A 17,676-nucleotide genomic window follows, 5' to 3' on the forward strand; every position below is an offset into this window, starting at 1 on the left:
TCTCTAAAATTCAAACATTTAAAAGTTGAATCCACGTCAATTATAGGCATTCTTTATGCGTTTTAGCGCTTGTGCGCCTTTACTCTATGCAGGCCTCTTATCAGCATTTTTGGAAGCCGGTCCTTTGTCCGATCAAAAAATTCAGACTCTCTATAACAGCCTTAAGCCCTCTTCTATTTCTCAGCACTTGGCGTTTTATGAACTCTACGCTGCTCACCCCTTAGGCCAACAAGCCCTTCAAGATGCCTGCCAATTGCTGGCTGGAAAGCAAAAATTGGAAAGCACTCCTTTTAACGAGATTTCCTTTTCCTCTGTTATTCAAGCCTTAATTGGCCTTGTCAATAAGCAAGAGGATCAAGAGCTCACTCCTCTACCTGATAAAGATTTGCAGGAATTGGAAAAATTCTCCTTACGTCTTAGTCATCATCGATTGAAAGGCCACCAAGCCTGGAGCGAAGCGGAGATGCTTCAGCTGCCTACAGAAGAAATCGATTTAGCTAGGGGGCTATTTTTAAGCCAGTTTGGATCAGATGTCAGTCGCATTAAAACTTATGAAATGCTGATTGATTTAATGGCCTTGCAGATTTTAGCCTATTTGCCCCCTCAAGCGACACCGGAAAAGAAAATTCAAGCCATCAATACGCTTATCTTTGATGAAATGGAATTCCGCTTCCCTCCTCACTCCTTGTATGCTAAAGATATCGACGTCTACACCTTCTTGCCATCGGTATTAGACTCTCACCGAGGGGTGTGTTTAGGCGTGTCCATTTTATACTTATGCTTGGCCCAAAGACTTGACCTGCATTTGGAAATGATTACGCCCCCTGGGCATATTTACGTTCGCTACCGTTCCCCGCAAAAAGAGATCAATATTGAAACAACGGCCCGCGGCATTCATCTTGATTCCGATGAATATTTAAACGTCAATACGCGAGCGCTTCAACAAAGGACAGTTAAAGAAGTCATCGGGCTTGCTCATTTCAACCAAGCGTCTGTCTTTTGGCAGCAGGGAAAGCCCGACCAAGCTTTTTTAGCCTATCAAAAGGCGATGCCTTATTTAAGCAATGATGAGCTTTTAAAGGAACTCTATGCCTATAGCTGCCTATTAACGGGACGTCAAGAAGAAGGCAAGAAATTGCTCATGGAAGTCAAGGACCATATCCCCGATTATGCAGTTGTAAAAAATACCATTGCAGAAGACTACCTAAACGGTCACGTCGACGCAGCCAGCATCATGGTGCTTTTTTCCCGTCCGGATGACAACCGCCAGTCCATTTTAACAAAAAAGCAAGCATTAGAAGCAATAGTACAACGCTATCCCCATTTCCGCGCAGGCCTATTGTATTTAGCAATGGCTTGGATTCAGCTGCACCGGACAAGCGAAGCTTTAGAGGCATTAAAAACCTATCAAACCCTTTATCCTCAAGATCCTGAGGTTAATTATTACTTAGCGGTATTGCATGGCCAACGCATGGACTATGGGCAAGCCTGGCATTATTTACAGCAATCTGAATCCATTGTACAGGCACGCAATCATGATCCTACAACCTTAAAGGAATTGCGGCAGGCCTTGCTTTTGCATTGTCCCGAGTAATTCTAGTCTTGCTATTTAAAATGAAATTGGAATGATGAGAGAGTAAAATTAAACGTGCGGATTTTGATTATCAAATCTTAATGTAAGAATAAACGAGGAAGAGTGGCCAGTGAAAATTTACACGCGTACAGGCGATAAGGGACAAACATCTTTATTTTCAGGGGAAAGAGTGAATAAAGACAATCCTTTTATTGATGCTCTGGGAACAATCGATGAAGGAAATTCTGCTTTAGGCTTAGCTTTATCTTTTTTACCTAAAGAAAGTGAATTAAATAAAACTCGCAAAGCCCATTTAAATAAAACAAGAGAACAACTGGAAATCATCCAGCATGCGTTATTTGACGTAGGGGCTGCCTTAGCAACCCCCAGAAGCTGCGATGAAAGTCAAAAACTGCAAAAAACTCGCTTTGGACATGAAGCCACCGATTTATTAGAAAAATGGATAGATGAAATGGATGGGCAGCTTCCTCCCCTTAAAAATTTTATTCTCCCAGGCGGACATCCTGTCGGAGCAGCTTTACATCTATCGCGCAGTATCATTCGCCGGGCGGAGCGCCTCGTCATTCCCCTTTATAGCAAAGCCGAAGTCACCCAAGATGTCCTCGTCTACTTAAACCGCTTATCGGATTACCTATTTGTTACATCCCGCTTTGTGAACCATTGCCTAAGCATTCCAGAAACCGAGTGGCAACCTCACAAAATGGAAGTGGATTCCCACTTACAAGAAGATTAAGCGAATTTATAAATGATCGAGCTTAGAGAGTGTCTTCAAATTCATAATACCTATATTCAAAATTATTTTATTTTTACAAAAAAGAATTTGAATATAGGTTATTAGGAATCCGATGACAATTTCTTATAAATTTTAACCTTTGTCTTTTAAATAATAGGTTTATTAAATCAATATTGATTATCTAACAACCATAGACAATTAACAGGCTTTTTGTTAAAACAATTCACTAATTATTACAAAATTAAACCATTAATAAAATGGAATTTATATGTCCGCCATCAATGTAAGTCAAATTCTATATGGAAACCCCCGTTTTTTTATTCAGTCATTAGAAACTCCACCGACAATAAAAAATCTTTTTATCAAATTTACGCCGAATACTCTTTTAAATGGTGGACTAGCGACTGGCATTGCTTTCATTGCTTCTAATCATCTTCCAGTGGCTTTAATAACGGGAGGCGTAGTAGCTTTGATTACGTTGGTCGCTTCCGCTATTTTGCATATTCAATTGATCCGGCAACCATACGATGCTTCTCTATTAGAGCGCATCCCGGACCCTAAAACAGAACCAAATGAATTCAAGACTTTCATTCATTTATTGGCTACCAATTTTCATTTTGCTGAGGCTGCTAAGAGAAAATTTAGAGGGATGCGTAGAGAAAGCCCTAATTCCTATGGATTAGATCTTATTACATGGGCGCCACAGCTTGAAGCGCTCCGCTTAGCCCAAGAGCTCAATGATGTGGAATTAAAGACAAGTTGTGAAAAATTTCTTGGAGAACGCGTTTTAGAAATTGACAATTCTTTTATCAAAAGCCATGCCATTGCCCAATGTTTTGAAGCGCCGCTTTGGCAAGAAAAAATCTTACAAGGCACCCTTAGCGCCTATTCAGGCTATAATAGAGAATTGGCAAACTTTCTGGAAGAGCATAAGGAGTCTATAAAAACTTTTCATCTTAACATGCTATCATCTAATAGGTCCTTGTCTTTATTCTCCGCTATTATAGAAAAAGCGCCTCATTTAACAAGCTTCACTTTTACAATTAGTCCATCCCAAGTCAATACGTGGAGCATGAACATCAACCTTCCCCTGCTGGGTGAATTAAGCAAGCTACGTCATTTGCGCATTCTTGGCGGTGCTGCTGTAGATGATCTTATTCTATCGAGTTTTTTAAATTTAAGGGATTTAGAAGAGCTGGATATTGATTGTTCGCGTTTAACGCCGGAGGGAATTAACTTACTGACTCATTTTCCAAATTTGAAACGTCTAACTTTGAGAGGAGGCTCTCATTTACCTTTGGAAAGCTTTGAGAAGCTAGGCCAGCTTAGCCAGCTCGAACACTTAGAATTAACAAATTTTGTTATCGGAAATGAACAACTTCAACGCCTGACTGCCCTGTCTCAACTCAAATCTTTGGCTTTTTATTGTGATCAAAGTTTTTATAATGAACATATAAATGAGTTCAATTATACGCGTTTATCTTTATTTCCTCAGTTGGAAAAATTAGCTGTCGTGCCTTTTTTTGCCACTGAAGAAACGATTGCGGTTTTAAGTCAGCTAACTAGATTGAAATCTTTAATGCTCACAATCAGAAACCCTAACCATTCGCAAATAGTCTCGTTATTTCGAAATTTTTCTCAGCTTGAAGAATTAAATCTGGCTGATAGCTATCTCAATCATGCAACAGAGCCTTTTCTTGCCTCGAGAAATTTAAAAGTACTGGATTTGACAAATACCCGCATCAATGTCAGCCTGTTGGATGCCCAAAATTTTCCGCAATTAGAAATTTTGAAAGCCAAAGATGCGGATACGGGTAATGGAATATTTAATCTAAATGGTTTCTCCCATTTAAAGACGCTCGACCTAAGCCGCAGTAATTTAACCGATGATCAAATATCAACGCTCGTCCAACTTCCAAAGTTGGAAGAGTTAGATTTAAGCTTGAATGAAGATTTGTCCGAACAAACAATCGAGCATGTTGCAAAGCATTTTAAAAATTTAAAAGAATTTTATTGGACAATGAAGAGCTATAAAGGAACCTGGTCTTTACAAAGTCTGGACAAACTCCAGAAATTAGAAAAAATCGGCCTTAGGAACTTTGAAGTCCCCACTCATTATGCAACCTCTTCTAATCGAATTAAACGTTTAATTTGTTCCGTTAGATAGAGCCATTCAGGCTTCCGAGGACGCGCGCCGCTACTGCTCATAGGCCAATTGAGGCCATGCCCTAGTGATCGCAATGGAGCACTAGGGCGTACCTCCAGGGTACAGGCAAAAGGAATTTAGTTAACTTTCAAGGCCTCTTGGGCAGGCTCAATCCACCGACCATGGGCTTTAATCAATTCAACAAGCCGATCGTCGGCTTCAGAAAAATCAATATCCCGCTCTACACATTCTTTTCCTACATATAAATCAATTTTTCCAGGCTTGGATCCTACATAACCGAAGTCTGCATCAGCCATTTCGCCGGGACCATTGACAATACACCCCATAATGGCGATTTTGACTCCGGGAAGGTGGGCTGTACGGCTTTGGATGCGTTTAGTCACATCCTGGAGGTTAAATAACGTCCTTCCGCAGCTGGGACAAGAGATGAAATCAGTCTTAGACATTCTCATCCGGGCTGCCTGTAAAATGGAAAAACCAAGCTGGCGTAAAAAATTGACTTCATACGGTCCTTCCAACCACACGCCTTCTCCCAATCCATCGCATAGAAGCGCTCCGCATTCCATGCTGGCCAAAATCGTTGCATCTTCTTGAGAACCTGTGTAAGAGAAGTTCAAAATCACAGGAATAGAAAGCCCGCGAGATTGAAGCCACTCAAAGAAATGGCGAGAATAATGCAAACGGTTGCTTTGGGGGGCGAGAAGAATTAGATCCGGCTTAATGCTCACAAGCTTTTCCCAAGAAAGAGAAGCTTCCCCTTCAATTCTGACAACAACAGGATCTTCCGGCTTGCTGGCCGGCTGAAGGCTGAAACGGGCCGAACGCGAAGCGCATTCTCTCGCCTTATAGATGTCTTCAAGGGAATGGATGGCTATGCTCGGCACTCCAGGATTATCTGAAAAAATGCCAATGCCAATATCCTTCAAAAGCTGCAAGCGTTGGGTCGATTCTTTATCTAAGCTAAAATCCTTTAAAATAATATTGTCGACGGTCATCGGTTTTAATTTTGGACGCCCCAACGATCCTTCACACCCCAATTGCTGATAAAGCGCAGGGTCCTTAATAAGCTTTTGCGGCATCGCAACAAAAACAGTTCCATCGCGGTGCATGGGCAAATGAGAAGGCAGATTGACAACTCTGCGCTGGATATGCTCAATAGAGCGATGCTTTTCCAGGAAAGATTCAACCCCCGTATTTTCATAATTTTGAGCTAAACGAATCAACCGCTGGCAAGGATCAATTTCAAACCAAGGATCTTCGGTTAAAGAAACGCGGATAGTATCGCCTATTCCATCCAAAAGAAGGGCGCCAATCCCCATTGCGGATTTGACTCGCCCGTCCTCTCCATCGCCTGCTTCTGTCACTCCTAAGTGCAAGGGATAGTCCCATTCCAAATCATACATCGCTTGAGTCAGCAAACGATAGGCTTGAATCATGACTTGCGGATTCGAGGCCTTCATGGAAAAAATGATGTCGTGATAATCATTTTTACGGCAAATACGGGCAAACTCCAAGGCAGATTCCACCATTCCAAAAGGAGTATCGCCATAGCGGTTCATAATACGATCTGAAAGAGACCCATGATTTGTCCCAATGCGCATCGACCGCTTTAAACGCTTGCATTTTTCCACTAAAGGGGTAAATTTCTCTTCTATACGCTCTAACTCTTTGGCATAAGAGGCATCGTCGTAGTCAATTTCTTTAAAAGTCGCTCTTTTATCTACAAAATTGCCCGGGTTAATACGCACTTTGTCAACAAAATCCACGACCCGCATAGCTGCAGGAGGATAGAAATGAATATCTGCCACTAGGGGAATATCATATCCCCGCTTAACTAGGCCATTTTTGATATGTTCGCATGCATCCGCCTCTTTCATTCCTTGAACTGTGACACGTACAATTTCGCAACCAGCGTCCGCCAATCGAATCGCTTGTTCTATTGTCTGCTCTACATCTCTTGTGCTTGAGGTCGTCATCGATTGAACGCGGACAGGGTTGTCTCCTCCTACTCCAACATTCCCTACCATGACAACGCGTGTCGGGCGCCGCTTTGTTTGATAAATGGCTTCGCAGTATCTCTTCATTCTCTTGCCTTTGTATAAATGGTCGATTTACAAAACATTCAGAAAAAACTATAGCAGAAGTATTTTGATTTAGCCAAATAGTTTCATTTGAATTCAATTTTTATTAATAAGCACACTAATTTTAATTAAAATTACTACAAATAAATGATCAGAGACGACATGTCTGAAGGAAGCCTTCCTTTTGTCCTCTTGACAATCGTTCTTTGTATTTTTTACTATTGAAGAGTATCCTTAGAGGGTGTCTTCATATTCATAGAGCCGGTTACACATAGAAACAAAATCAAAACAGCATCAAAAATGTGACTTTTCCTATGAGATAAAATATATATTTTGATAACAATAGAAGTTCATCGCTTATATGTTGTATAAATTTTTCTATTCATGAAATTTAAGAAACGGCAGAAGATATAGGAAGTAAAAATTTGCCGATCTGTATCTCTTCATTTTGGCAATTCTTCATTTTTCATGAAGTTCAAAGAAGTTCAAAATAGAAAAATTCATACGGAATTAACCCTTTTTAGGCTTATTGAGCGCTTTATTGTCTTTACTCTTTATTGACCTTTTCACTTAGTAGCAAGGAGATGATAAAATGAATCAGAACTTTACAGATAGTGTGACAGAAGCCTTGCAATCCGCTTTTGCTGAAGCTCAAAGAAGAAATCAAACGGAGGTAACAGAAAATCACTTACTGTGGGCCTTTTTAAAAGATCCCGAGAGTTATTTTTATGCGCTATTAAGCGGTCTGGGGACCAATCCGCGGACGTTATTAAGCGAGGTAGAGGATAACTTGGATCATCTTCCGACTTTCTCGGGAGATGGCGCGCAGCCGCCTTCGCCTTCTCGCAGCTTGCAAAGCCGCATCGTCGATGCGCAGAATATTGCACAAAGCTGGAAAGACACCTATACGAGCAGCGACCATTTTCTTCTTTCCTACTGGAAGAATGGCGGCGACCCTTTTGCCAGATGGAAAAAAACAACATCTGTTACCTTAGAAAAATTGGAAGCGCAAATTAAAAAAATTCGAGGTGACCGTCATATGGACTCTCCCGCAGCAGAAGCAAACCTCCAGGTCTTAGAAAAATACTGCAAAAACTTAACGGAACTTGCGCAGAAAGGTAAGCTCGATCCGGTGATTGGCCGCGACGAAGAGATCCGCCGCACCATGCAAGTGTTGAGCCGCCGTACAAAAAATAACCCCATGCTGATCGGCGATCCAGGCGTTGGAAAAACCGCAATAGCCGAAGGCTTGGCACAGAGAATTGTGCAAAAGGATGTTCCCGATTCTTTGAAAAACAAACAATTGCTTGCGCTTGATATGGGAAGTCTGATAGCCGGAACAAAGTACCGCGGTGAATTTGAAGAACGTCTAAAGGGAATTTTGCAAGATATTGAGAAAAGCGAAGGGCAGATCATCCTTTTTATTGACGAGGTCCATACCTTAATTGGAGCCGGGGCGACCGAAGGCGCAATGGATGCTGCCAACTTGCTAAAACCGGCCCTGGCGCGCGGCACGCTGCATTGCATCGGCGCCACAACGCTGAATGAATACCAAAAGCATATTGAAAAAGATGCAGCCTTGGAGCGCCGCTTCCAGCCTATTATGGTCAATGAGCCAAGCTTGGAAGATTCCATTGCCATTTTGCGCGGCCTGCGCGAGCGCTATGAGATTTATCATGGCGTACGCATTACGGAATCAGCCATTCATGCAGCTGTCTTTCTATCTTATCGTTATATTACAGACCGCCGGTTGCCGGACAAAGCCATCGACCTTATCGACGAAGCCGCCAGCCTTATTCGCATGCAATTAGGCAGCCGTCCCCTTCCCATTGATAATAAAGAGCGGGAGCTGGCCAGCTTGATTGTCGAACAAGAGGCCATGCGCCGCGAAAATACGCCATTGGCCAAAAGCGAGGCCGAAAAATTAGAAGGACGCATTGCGCAAATTAAAGAAGAGCTCAATGTCCTGCGCCAGCAATGGGACCAGGAAAAAAAGATCATTGAATCTTTGAAAGAAAAGAAAGACAAGCTTGAAAAGCTTCGCTTCCAAGAAGAGGAAGCCGAGCGCAAAGCGGACTACAACAAGGTAGCAGAGCTGCGCTATAGCGTTATTCCTCATCTGCAAAAGGAAATCGAGGAAGCGCAAAAGCAATTGAACGAAAAGCCCAATCGCCTTTTACAAGAAGAAGTCGATGAGCACCTGATTGCACAAATCGTCTCGAAATGGACGGGCATTCCCGTTCATAAGATGCTTGAGGGAGAGGCCGAGCGTCTGCTTCACCTGGAAAAAGACCTCGAAAAACGCGTCGTCGGACAAGACATGGCTGTTGCAGCGGTCAGCGAAGCGATCCGCCGCTCGCGCTCCGGCCTTAGCGATCCCAACCGCCCAATGGGAGCCTTCCTTTTCTTAGGCCCAACAGGTGTGGGAAAAACCGAATTGGCCAAAGCCCTGGCTTTCCAGCTCTTCAATCAGGAAGAGGCTTTAATCCGCTTAGATATGTCAGAGTACATGGAAAAGCATACCGTTTCCAAACTAATCGGCTCTCCTCCAGGGTACATTGGCTATGAGGAAGGCGGCCAGTTAACAGAAGCGCTTAGACGCCGTCCTTATGCCGTCGTTCTATTTGATGAAATAGAAAAGGCGCATCATGACGTATTCAATATCCTGCTTCAAGTTTTTGACGACGGACGCCTAACGGATAGCAAAGGGCGAGTAGTCAATTGCAAAAATGCCCTCTTCATCATGACATCCAATTTGGGGTCCGACCGCTTATTGGACCTGATTGAGAAAAAACGCCATGATTTGACAAAAGATGAGATCATGGTTGTGCTGGATCCCGTCATCAAGGCGCATTTCCGCCCTGAATTTATCAACCGTTTAGATGATATACTTCCCTTCTTGCCGCTACGGGAAGAAGATATGGAGAAAATTGTTACCATCCAACTCAACCTTTTGGCCAAACGGCTCCATAGCCGTGACGTTACCCTTACCTGGACGCCAGAAGTCCTGGCCCATTTAGCCAAAGAAGGCTACGATCCGCGCTTTGGCGCTCGCCCCCTCAAACGCTATATCCAACAAGAAGTCATCAATCAGCTTTCTACAGCTATTCTGGAAGGAAAAATTCCTCCGCACAGCCTCGTCAAATTGGATTTCAATAAAGAGAAAATCGCCTTCAAAATTCAACAGCAAAAAGGCTGAAACAAAAACCTGCCAATAGCAATCCCTCATTGCTATTGGCTCGCTTTCCTTTGTCTCGCCTGATTTTCTCAACACAATCTTTAATTATTTTTTTATAAGAACAATTCATTCATCAAAATCAACTATTCAATCATTTGTAAACACATTGACATATCAAAATAATAAAATTTCACAAAAATAAACATTAAAAATGCCTATTCCCAATTTAAAAACATTATCTATTCATACTTTTTTGGAACAATTTTCGAACGAATTGAGCCCTAAAGAAAAAAAACAATGCGAACGAATTTCTTCTTATCATCTAGATCCATTAATAAATGAATACATGTGCAAAGTTATCTTAGAACAAAATAGATGTCTGGCACTCTTACCCTATTTTTCCAATAATTACATGACAGCGATTCCTTCTATTAAAGAGCTATCTAGAAACGGGCTTGCATCTGCTCAGATAACTTCCATCGTTTTAAAGGCCTTTCCCCATCTTAAAAGACTAGATTTATCAAAAACAGATATTCGCGGCTTAGATCAACTGGATCAATCTCAAGTAGAGGAATTATCGCTTGCAGAATGCGGGCATTTGCCTGTTGAAGAATTGGCAAAAATTAAAAATAAATTTCCCCGTCTTAAGACACTCGATCTTTCCGGCACCCCATTGACCAGTTTAGAGGGATTGGAACTCGAGCAACTTGAAGAAATCAATCTGACAGGATGCAGGCAGCTTCCCGCGGCAGAATTTAATAAAATTAAGGCTAAATTTCCCCATTTAAAGAAAATCACCCTGGATAGTACGCTTATTTCCAATTTAGATGGCTTGGCATTAGCGAATCTAAAGGAATTAAACTTATTTGGATGCACCGCGCTCTTTTCTGAAGAGTTTAAAAAGCTTAAAGATCTTTGTCCTCAGCTAATTAGTCTGAATATAGGATGGACAACTTTAGCAAGCTTGGACGGCCTTGCGCTCCCCAATCTGAAAGAATTAACTCTGTATGCGTGCAGCCAACTGGTATCCGCAGAATTTCTTAACATTAAGGACAAATGCCCGCAACTGAAAAAACTCGATCTGCAGGGCACATCAATCAACAGTTTACAAGGCTTGCCTCCCCTTCTGGAAGAAGTAAATCTATCTCATTGCACAAGCATTCCAGCTGAAGCCTTTCTGGAACTGAGAGACAGAATGAGTCATTTGAAAAAACTTCTTCTAACCCATACCAGTATTAACAGCTTGGACGGCTTACCTTCAGTAGAAGAATTAACTTTGGATAATTGCTCTTTTCTATCCCAGAGGGAATTTTCCAAAATTAAAAATTTCTGTCCTTGCTTAAGAAGCCTTTCGGTTCGAGCCACAAAAATTAATCATTTAGACTCATGGCCTTTGTTAGTAAACTTAAATCTTCGGGAATGCCCTTATCTACCGGAGGATGAATTTCTCCGTATAAAGGCAAACTATCCTTGTCTTAAAAATCTTAATCTTGCCTCTACCCGAATCGAAAGTTTGGACAACGTGCCTCCACTTGAGGAGTTAATTTTGGAGTACTGCGGCTGGATGCCGAGAAGGGAATATCTCAAAATTAAGAACTTATGCCCAACTCTAAAAATCTTAAACGTCAAAGGAACTCAGATCCACAGCTTAGAAGGATTAGCTCTTCCCCTGCTTGAAGAACTGACCTTGGCGGACTGCAAAGAACTGCCTAGCACAGAATTCCTCAAACTTCCAAGCAAATGTCCGCGTCTTAAAAAGCTCGATGTTGCTAGGACTGAAATTGATAGCGTACAAGGATTAAATCTTCTTGAGCTTGAGGAATTATTTCTTTGTAGTTACATGATGCCCCCAGAAGAGGTGCTTAAACTTAAAGAGAATCTTTCGCTTAAAAAAATCCAATTTGAAAATGGTTGTTATTGGATTAAGCCTTTTTCTGAATGGATCGTAAGAAGATAACTATCGAATTCATGATGGCCTATTCGAGATTGTTTTCCCTTAGAGGAATTTTAAAAGCGGTCGAATGACGTTTTAATAATTTTCGATAATAGGCCGCTTCCTATCCCCTCTCCACTTAAGGCAAAGTAGAGAACCAAAAGCCCGATGCCCCATGCAGGATTTAAAATACCAATTATACAAGCCAGACCTGCTATAACAATATTGGTATAGAGCTTCCAAAAAGAGAAAACCACTTGATTAAGCTTTTTATGTTGAAAAAGTAACAGCAGGGCAAGCAGCGTCAGAACAACGGAAAAAACCAGCATGCCCAAGCCAACTATCAAGCAAAAAATCCCCCCTAAAAAGCATAAAAGACGAAGAGAAAAGGGATTTTGCTGGACGCGGGTTTTAAATTCTCCTTTCTGTTTTTGTTCATAGCCAAAAGAGGAGTTGTTAGAAGATCCTCGCAAGTATTCTTGCGTATCATCGATAATAATAAAGTCCGGACGTTTATAATGGATTTCTTCTTGCCGATCCTGATGACCCTTTCCCTTTTTAAAAGGGTCATTTTCTTGTGGAATAAGGGGAGAATTTGACATATATGTCCCTAATTAAATCTCTTCAGGATTTTATTTACCTAAAGATTGGAAATCAAAGGCTTTTCCATAATTAGATAACGTAAAGCCGATTTAGAAGAAAGGAGTACTAATCAAAAAGTCATCATTTCTATTAAAAATAGGATAACAAATTTGATTAAAGTTAGCGCTTGTTTTCAAATTCACGATGCCTACATTCAAGACGATGTCTCAGTCCGGAAAGAACTCGCCTCTAGGCGATTTTAAAACAAGCGCTTAAGTAATGACAAATCTTTATTTAGAAAGCGATGTCTCTTCATTCTTCTTATAGATTAGCTCTTTTATTTTTTAAAACGGATTTTATTGATCCCATTCAAAGCTGCCACTCGATATCCCTCCGCATAAGTGGGATAGTTAAAGACGTGATCAATAAAATAATCCAAATGAGCATGGAAGCTAATGGCTAGCTGACCAATGTGAATGACTTCCGTTGCATTTCTTCCAATGACGTGAATGCCCAAAATTTCAAGGGTTTCGGCATGAAAGAGAATTTTAAATAAGCCTGTATTACTGCCGGCAATATGGCTTCTCGCAATTTCATAATAATGCGCTCTTCCCACTTCATAGTGAAATCCCCAAGCTTTCAATTCTTCTTCTGTATAACCGCAGCTTGAAATTTCTGGAATTGTATAAATTCCAATGGGATAAAAGGTTGGAAAATGATGGGTTTGGGCTCCACAGGCATGACGTGCAGCTAATCGTCCCTGCTCCATGCTGGTTGAGGCCAAGCAAGGCCCGCCAATCACATCACCAATCGCATAAATATGCGGCACAACAGTTTGAAATAAGGCATTGACAGGAATATATCCCTTGGCATCTACCGTAATTCCCGTATTTTCGATATGCAAGGCTTCTACATTAGCCGTTCTACCTAAGGCATATAATAACACATCTGCTTCTAGAGAAGAGCCGTCTTTAAATTTGACAAACGCTCTATCATTTTTACGGGCTATTTCCACGGGTTCTTTTTTACCCAAAAATTTTAATCCAATGTCCGTCAAGGCCGTTTGCAGGTGAATACCGATTTCCGCATCTAATAGAGGAAGCATGTGCTCTTTGCGGTCGATAACCGTTACTTCCGTTCCCAAGGCGGCAAAATAGCTCGCGTATTCAGATCCAATAATGCCGCCCCCTAAAACAATCATGCTTTTTGGGACTTTGCCGATTCCCAATAAAGTCGTTGAATCTAAGATAACCTGCTGATCAAAAGGCACATCTTTTGGACTGCGTGGATTGGATCCTGTGGCAATAATAAAGACGCTGGCCTTGATTTGATATTTTAAACGGTAATCGTTATCGACAACAATTAATGTATGCTGGTTTTCGAAGCGGGCGGATCCCTGTAAAAGGCGGATTCCGTTCTTCTTAAACTGACGCACAATGATATTTTTTTCTTCGTTGACAACGGATTGCAGGCGAGAATTTAACTCGTCAATCGTCACTTCTGGCAGCACATATTCCTTGCCTTCAAAATGCCTATCGTAAAAGCGGGTCAGATCAACTACAGCTTCTCTAAAGGTCTTAGAAGGAATAGTTCCTGAGAAAAGGCAAGCTCCACCCGGCTCTGATTCCCTTTCAATTACAATAACCTGTTTCCCTAGTTTAGCGGCTTGTATCGCTGCCTTTTGTCCTGCTGGTCCAGAGCCAATGACCACAATATCCGTTGTAATGTCTTCCATAATTTGCCTTTAGCGAAGCTGTGTTATTGTGTATAAATGGGCCTTTACACGTAAAGGTTTCTGCCTGTCTTTTTTCATTTTCTTCTATATGACAGGAACCATACATATACTTTATCTAGATAATTTTTCAATATGGGATTATGAATTATTTTTATCTATTCCCTGTTCCTTTTTTAGTTGATTTTGGATTTTATTCTGTCCCTGCGGATCACTCAACTGGTAAGAGAGTGTATTAACCTGGATTTGGAGTTTTTTCCCCTATGAGAAGTCCCTATTTCATTCATAAGGGTGACATTTGTTTTAAATTTGTTTTAAATATTTAAAAGAGTTATAATATAGATAGGTAATTCTAAATTTCCTTTAGAGAGGGACGCTTATGAAAGTGGACTTCCAAAAAGTTGAGAATATTCTCTCTGACACTCTGCAAAAAATATTCATCGATCATCTATCCGAATTAGCGGCTATTGCCAATTTAATTAATGAACCGGAGACCACTCTGACGAAGAAAATGATAGATGAGATTGTTTCGCGCTTTCAGACCGAGTTAAAGCGATTACAGGAAAAAGATAAAAAATTATATCAAAAGCTCGAACTATCTGCCGAAGACGAGCAACGCTTTAACCTTCCTGCCCAACAATTTACTCAAGATGATTGGCAACGTCTAAAACTATTTAAAGAAAGAATAGACGATTTAAAACGCGAATTATTAGGTGAAAAAGCGCATAATGCCCAAGATGAAAAGCGCATTGAGCAAGAAAGGCGCCGCCATGTTTACAAGCGTTTCAATATTAGAGAAGGCTGGCTCCCTCTCCATTAATCTTTCTCTCTGTTTTTTTTATTTTCTTTATACTTTTAAACTTGTCTATTAAGATCTTTTATGATACATTGCTTATTTTCATTTGTCGATCGCTATTGGAGAAAATATGTCAAAAGTATGTCAAGTTACAGGTAAAAAGCCAGCCCGTGGCTATAAGTATGCCATTCGTGGTATTGCTAAGAAGAAAAAGGGAATTGGTCTTAAAGTGACTGGGAAAACAAAGCGCCGCTTTCAACCCAATTTAACAAAGAAAAGAATTTGGTTTGCCGAAGAAAATCGCTTTGTGACTCTTCGTCTTGCTACATCTGCTTTAAGAACAATTGACCGCTTAGGTGTTGCTACCGTCATCCGTGAAATGCGTGCACGCGGCGAGCAAGTCTAACATTTTGAATCTCAGAGAGAATGCTTCGGCATTCTCTCCTTTATTTCCTTCAAGTTATTTTTTGCAACAGTCTAAATGCCAGCCATTCGACAAGGCTTAGCGTTTGCCCATCTCCTAGCTAAACTCCCCCCTCACTACCTACATTCGCCTTCCTACTAAAAAAAAATCATTTGATTTTATTTAGGCGATAGTTATTTGAAGACCTCAAACGCCTCTCTCAATTTCCATTTCTTTACATCCGATAATATAAACCTGCGTTTGGAGTTTTTTGCCCTTTGGACTGACGTGAAAGCTCTTGCATTTATTCATTTCCGAGGCTTTGACGCAGTCGAAAGGGGTAAAAAAACCCAAACGCAGGTTAGGTAAGGCAATTTGGATAGCAGAGATAGAGCGCGCTTTGACTTTAAAGCTGTTAGCTGACAATTCCGCCAGGATTAATTCCTTCGATAAATAAAACCTCTAGCGCCCCCTCTTGTTTAGCCGCAAGCAGCATCCCTTCACTTTTAATGCCCATTAAGGTGGCTGGCTTAAGATTGGCTACTACAACAATGCGGCGCCCCACTAGAGCTTCTGGTTTATAGAACTCCCCTACACCGGCAACGACAGTCCGCTGCTCAACTCCGATGTCAACTGTCAGTTGAATCAGCTTTTTACTTTTAGGCACGGGCTCGGCTTTGAGAATCATTCCCACACGCAGATCTAATTTACGAAAATCCTCAACATCGATCTGCGGTTTTAAAGGTTCTACAGCCTGCTTAGGAACCGGCTTATTAGCCTGAGACAGCTGATGAAGCTGCTGAATTTTTTGTTCAATAAGGTCATCCTCTACCTTCTGGAAAAGAATGACAGGAGGGAGAATTTCTTGCCCTTCCGGAATCGCTTCCGTTTTTACAAAATTCCAATTCGTACGCTCCAGCTCGTCTTTATAACCGAGCAGGCGCCAAAGCTGGCTAGCGGCCGTCGGAACAATCGGGAAGGAGATCAAAGCCAAAGCCTTCAAGCATTCCGCACAGCAGGCCAGCGTCGTTCGCATACGCTCTCGCGTGTCTTCCTGTTTAGCATCTTGCCAAGGCCGTTTGTTATCAAAATAAACATTTCCCAATTGCGCTAGCTCCATGACAATTTGGCTTGCGCGGCGCACCTTAAATTGTCCATACGCAACAGCAGCTTGATCGATTAACTCTTGAATTTGGCGCAAGAATTCCAAATCCACTGTTTCTAGCTTTCCCAGAGACGGAATGCGGCCATTGCCGTGATTGCGAATAAAAATCAAAATGCGATTGGCCAAGTTGCCATATTTACCGACTAAATCGCTATTGCAGCGCAGCTGGAAGTCTTTCCAGGTAAATTCGCTATCTGAAGTCTCCGGCGCATTGGAGGCAATGGCATAGCGAATTTGATCGCTTGTAAAGTGCTTAAAGAAATCTTCCAGATCAATGTACCATCCATCCGATTTGCTGAATTGCCTCCCCTCTAGATTATAAAATTCATTAGCCGGAAGCTCATCCACTAATTTATAGGGTTGATTCTGCCCCATCACCATGGCAGGAAAAATTGAAGCGTGGAAAGGAATGTTATCTTTGCCGATAAAATTCACAAGCTTGGTTTTCTCATCAAGCCAATAGTCTTTCCATCTATCCGGTTGGTCAATTGTTTGGGCCCACTCTTTTGTAGCCGATATGTAGCCAATCGGAGCATCAAACCAGACGTATAAAACTTTGCCTTGGGCACCCGGAAGCGGCACGGGAATCCCCCAAGCAGAGTCGCGCGTGATAGCGCGGGCATGCAGATTATCAATATAGCCCTTCACAAAGTTAATGACATTGGGTTTCCAATTTTTAGTCGACAACCAGTCTTTCAAGCGCTCCTTAAACTTATCTAGTAAAAGGAACCAATGCTTAGTCGGGCGACGCACTAGAGGAGCCTGAGTCAGTTTGGAGCGAGGATTTTTAAGCTCCGTCGCTTCATAGCTAGCTCCGCAGCGAGGACACTCATCCCCCCTTGCATTCTCAAAACCACAGCGCGGACATGTCCCCACCACATAGCGATCGGCTAAGAACCTTTGGTCTGCTTCAGAATAGAGCTGATCTGTCGTGCGCTCTTCAATAAATCCGTTAGCCAGTAAATCCTTAAAAAATTGATGCGTAGGCTCAACGTGCCCTTCCCATGTCGTCCGCGAATAATGATCAAAAGAAATGTGAAGTTTTTTAAAGAAATCCTTATTGATTTGATGAAAGATATCCACGTGCTCTTTTGGCGTTCTTCCCGCAAGATCTGCACTCAAAGTGATGGCAACGCCATATTCATCCGATCCGCAAATATACAAGACATCATTGCCCATCAATCGCTGGAAACGGGCGTAGCAATCGGCCGGCAAATAAGCTCCTGCAATATGGCCAAAATGAAGGGGGCCGTTGGCATAAGGAAGCGCTGAAGTGATAAGAATTTTTTCGGTCATGAGGATTCCTTCAAGA

General features: G+C 41.8%; 12 protein-coding genes. 7 read left to right on the plus strand and 5 right to left on the minus strand.

The genetic code is table 11. The features are described from left to right. The first annotated feature begins 55 nt into the window (after nt 1-55). The 3 genes from BN3769_RS04000 to BN3769_RS04010 all read left to right on the plus strand — a co-directional run bounded on the left by BN3769_RS04000 (nt 56) and on the right by BN3769_RS04010 (nt 4,494). Nucleotides 56-1,594 carry a transglutaminase family protein gene (locus BN3769_RS04000; protein ID WP_068467820.1) on the plus strand — a complete coding sequence of 513 codons (1,539 nt, stop codon included), beginning with the start codon at nt 56-58 and terminating at the stop codon, nt 1,592-1,594. 109 nt (nt 1,595-1,703) lie between these two features. Further along, nucleotides 1,704-2,327: a cob(I)yrinic acid a,c-diamide adenosyltransferase gene (locus tag BN3769_RS04005; RefSeq protein ID WP_068467822.1), complete on the plus strand. Its 624-nt coding sequence runs from the start codon at nt 1,704-1,706 to the stop codon at nt 2,325-2,327. Between the two features lie 268 nt (nt 2,328-2,595). Then, a complete protein-coding gene (locus BN3769_RS04010; protein ID WP_068467825.1) occupies nt 2,596-4,494 on the plus strand; it encodes a leucine-rich repeat domain-containing protein in 1,899 nt (632 codons plus the stop codon). A gap of 116 nt (nt 4,495-4,610) precedes the next feature. Here BN3769_RS04010 and ispG read toward each other — a convergent pair whose 3' ends face one another. Continuing rightward, nucleotides 4,611-6,578, minus strand: a complete 1,968-nt coding sequence (gene ispG, locus BN3769_RS04015; RefSeq protein WP_068467827.1) for a (E)-4-hydroxy-3-methylbut-2-enyl-diphosphate synthase — start codon at nt 6,576-6,578, stop codon at nt 4,611-4,613. 589 nt (nt 6,579-7,167) lie between these two features. Here ispG and BN3769_RS04020 point away from each other — a divergent pair. Together BN3769_RS04020 and BN3769_RS04025 are read left to right on the plus strand one after the other, a co-directional pair. Further along, a complete protein-coding gene (locus BN3769_RS04020; protein WP_068467828.1) occupies nt 7,168-9,774 on the plus strand; it encodes an ATP-dependent Clp protease ATP-binding subunit in 2,607 nt (868 codons plus the stop codon). 325 nt (nt 9,775-10,099) lie between these two features. Next, nucleotides 10,100-11,710, plus strand: a complete 1,611-nt coding sequence (locus BN3769_RS04025) for a leucine-rich repeat domain-containing protein (RefSeq protein ID WP_154017815.1) — start codon at nt 10,100-10,102, stop codon at nt 11,708-11,710. A 50-nt stretch (nt 11,711-11,760) separates the two neighbouring features. Here BN3769_RS04025 and BN3769_RS04030 read toward each other — a convergent pair whose 3' ends face one another. Together BN3769_RS04030 and sthA are read right to left on the minus strand one after the other, a co-directional pair. After that, entirely contained in the window at nt 11,761-12,288 is a 528-nt protein-coding gene (locus BN3769_RS04030) for a hypothetical protein (protein ID WP_068467833.1), read from the minus strand. Nucleotides 12,289-12,605: 317 nt separating this feature from the next. Beyond that, entirely contained in the window at nt 12,606-14,003 is a 1,398-nt protein-coding gene (gene sthA / locus BN3769_RS04035; RefSeq protein WP_068467835.1) for a Si-specific NAD(P)(+) transhydrogenase, read from the minus strand. Nucleotides 14,004-14,379: 376 nt separating this feature from the next. On the opposite strand from sthA, the gene BN3769_RS04040 reads away from it, so the two are divergent. Further along, entirely contained in the window at nt 14,380-14,820 is a 441-nt protein-coding gene (locus BN3769_RS04040; protein ID WP_068467837.1) for a hypothetical protein, read from the plus strand. A 106-nt stretch (nt 14,821-14,926) separates the two neighbouring features. Beyond that, nucleotides 14,927-15,202, plus strand: a complete 276-nt coding sequence (gene rpmB / locus BN3769_RS04045; RefSeq protein WP_068467839.1) for a 50S ribosomal protein L28 — start codon at nt 14,927-14,929, stop codon at nt 15,200-15,202. A 204-nt stretch (nt 15,203-15,406) separates the two neighbouring features. Here rpmB and BN3769_RS04050 read toward each other — a convergent pair whose 3' ends face one another. Both BN3769_RS04050 and metG read right to left on the minus strand, forming a co-directional pair. Then, the gene (locus tag BN3769_RS04050; protein WP_068467841.1) at nt 15,407-15,625 is read right to left on the minus strand and encodes a hypothetical protein; all 219 of its coding nucleotides are present in this window, start codon (nt 15,623-15,625) and stop codon (nt 15,407-15,409) included. Further along, nucleotides 15,615-17,660, minus strand: coding sequence for a methionine--tRNA ligase (gene metG, locus BN3769_RS04055; RefSeq protein ID WP_068467843.1), 2,046 nt, complete (start codon nt 17,658-17,660; stop codon nt 15,615-15,617). The genes BN3769_RS04050 and metG overlap by 11 nt, the downstream gene beginning before the upstream one ends. Nucleotides 17,661-17,676 lie beyond the last annotated feature (16 nt).

Source organism: Candidatus Protochlamydia phocaeensis, from assembly GCF_001545115.1.
Classification (GTDB): domain Bacteria; phylum Chlamydiota; class Chlamydiia; order Chlamydiales; family Parachlamydiaceae; genus Protochlamydia_A; species Protochlamydia_A phocaeensis.

What these genes read in the sequence shown, in the direction of transcription:
- rpmB (WP_068467839.1), top strand. Translation starts at nt 14,927, where the DNA reads ATGTCAAAAGTATGTCAAGTTACAGGTAAAAAGCCAGCCCGTGGCTAT.
- BN3769_RS04030 (WP_068467833.1), bottom strand. Translation starts at nt 12,288, where the DNA reads ATGTCAAATTCTCCCCTTATTCCACAAGAAAATGACCCTTTTAAAAAG.
- BN3769_RS04000 (WP_068467820.1), top strand. Translation starts at nt 56, where the DNA reads ATGCGTTTTAGCGCTTGTGCGCCTTTACTCTATGCAGGCCTCTTATCA.
- BN3769_RS04020 (WP_068467828.1), top strand. Translation starts at nt 7,168, where the DNA reads ATGAATCAGAACTTTACAGATAGTGTGACAGAAGCCTTGCAATCCGCT.
- sthA (WP_068467835.1), bottom strand. Translation starts at nt 14,003, where the DNA reads ATGGAAGACATTACAACGGATATTGTGGTCATTGGCTCTGGACCAGCA.
- ispG (WP_068467827.1), bottom strand. Translation starts at nt 6,578, where the DNA reads ATGAAGAGATACTGCGAAGCCATTTATCAAACAAAGCGGCGCCCGACA.
- BN3769_RS04025 (WP_154017815.1), top strand. Translation starts at nt 10,100, where the DNA reads ATGTGCAAAGTTATCTTAGAACAAAATAGATGTCTGGCACTCTTACCC.
- metG (WP_068467843.1), bottom strand. Translation starts at nt 17,660, where the DNA reads ATGACCGAAAAAATTCTTATCACTTCAGCGCTTCCTTATGCCAACGGC.
- BN3769_RS04040 (WP_068467837.1), top strand. Translation starts at nt 14,380, where the DNA reads ATGAAAGTGGACTTCCAAAAAGTTGAGAATATTCTCTCTGACACTCTG.
- BN3769_RS04010 (WP_068467825.1), top strand. Translation starts at nt 2,596, where the DNA reads ATGTCCGCCATCAATGTAAGTCAAATTCTATATGGAAACCCCCGTTTT.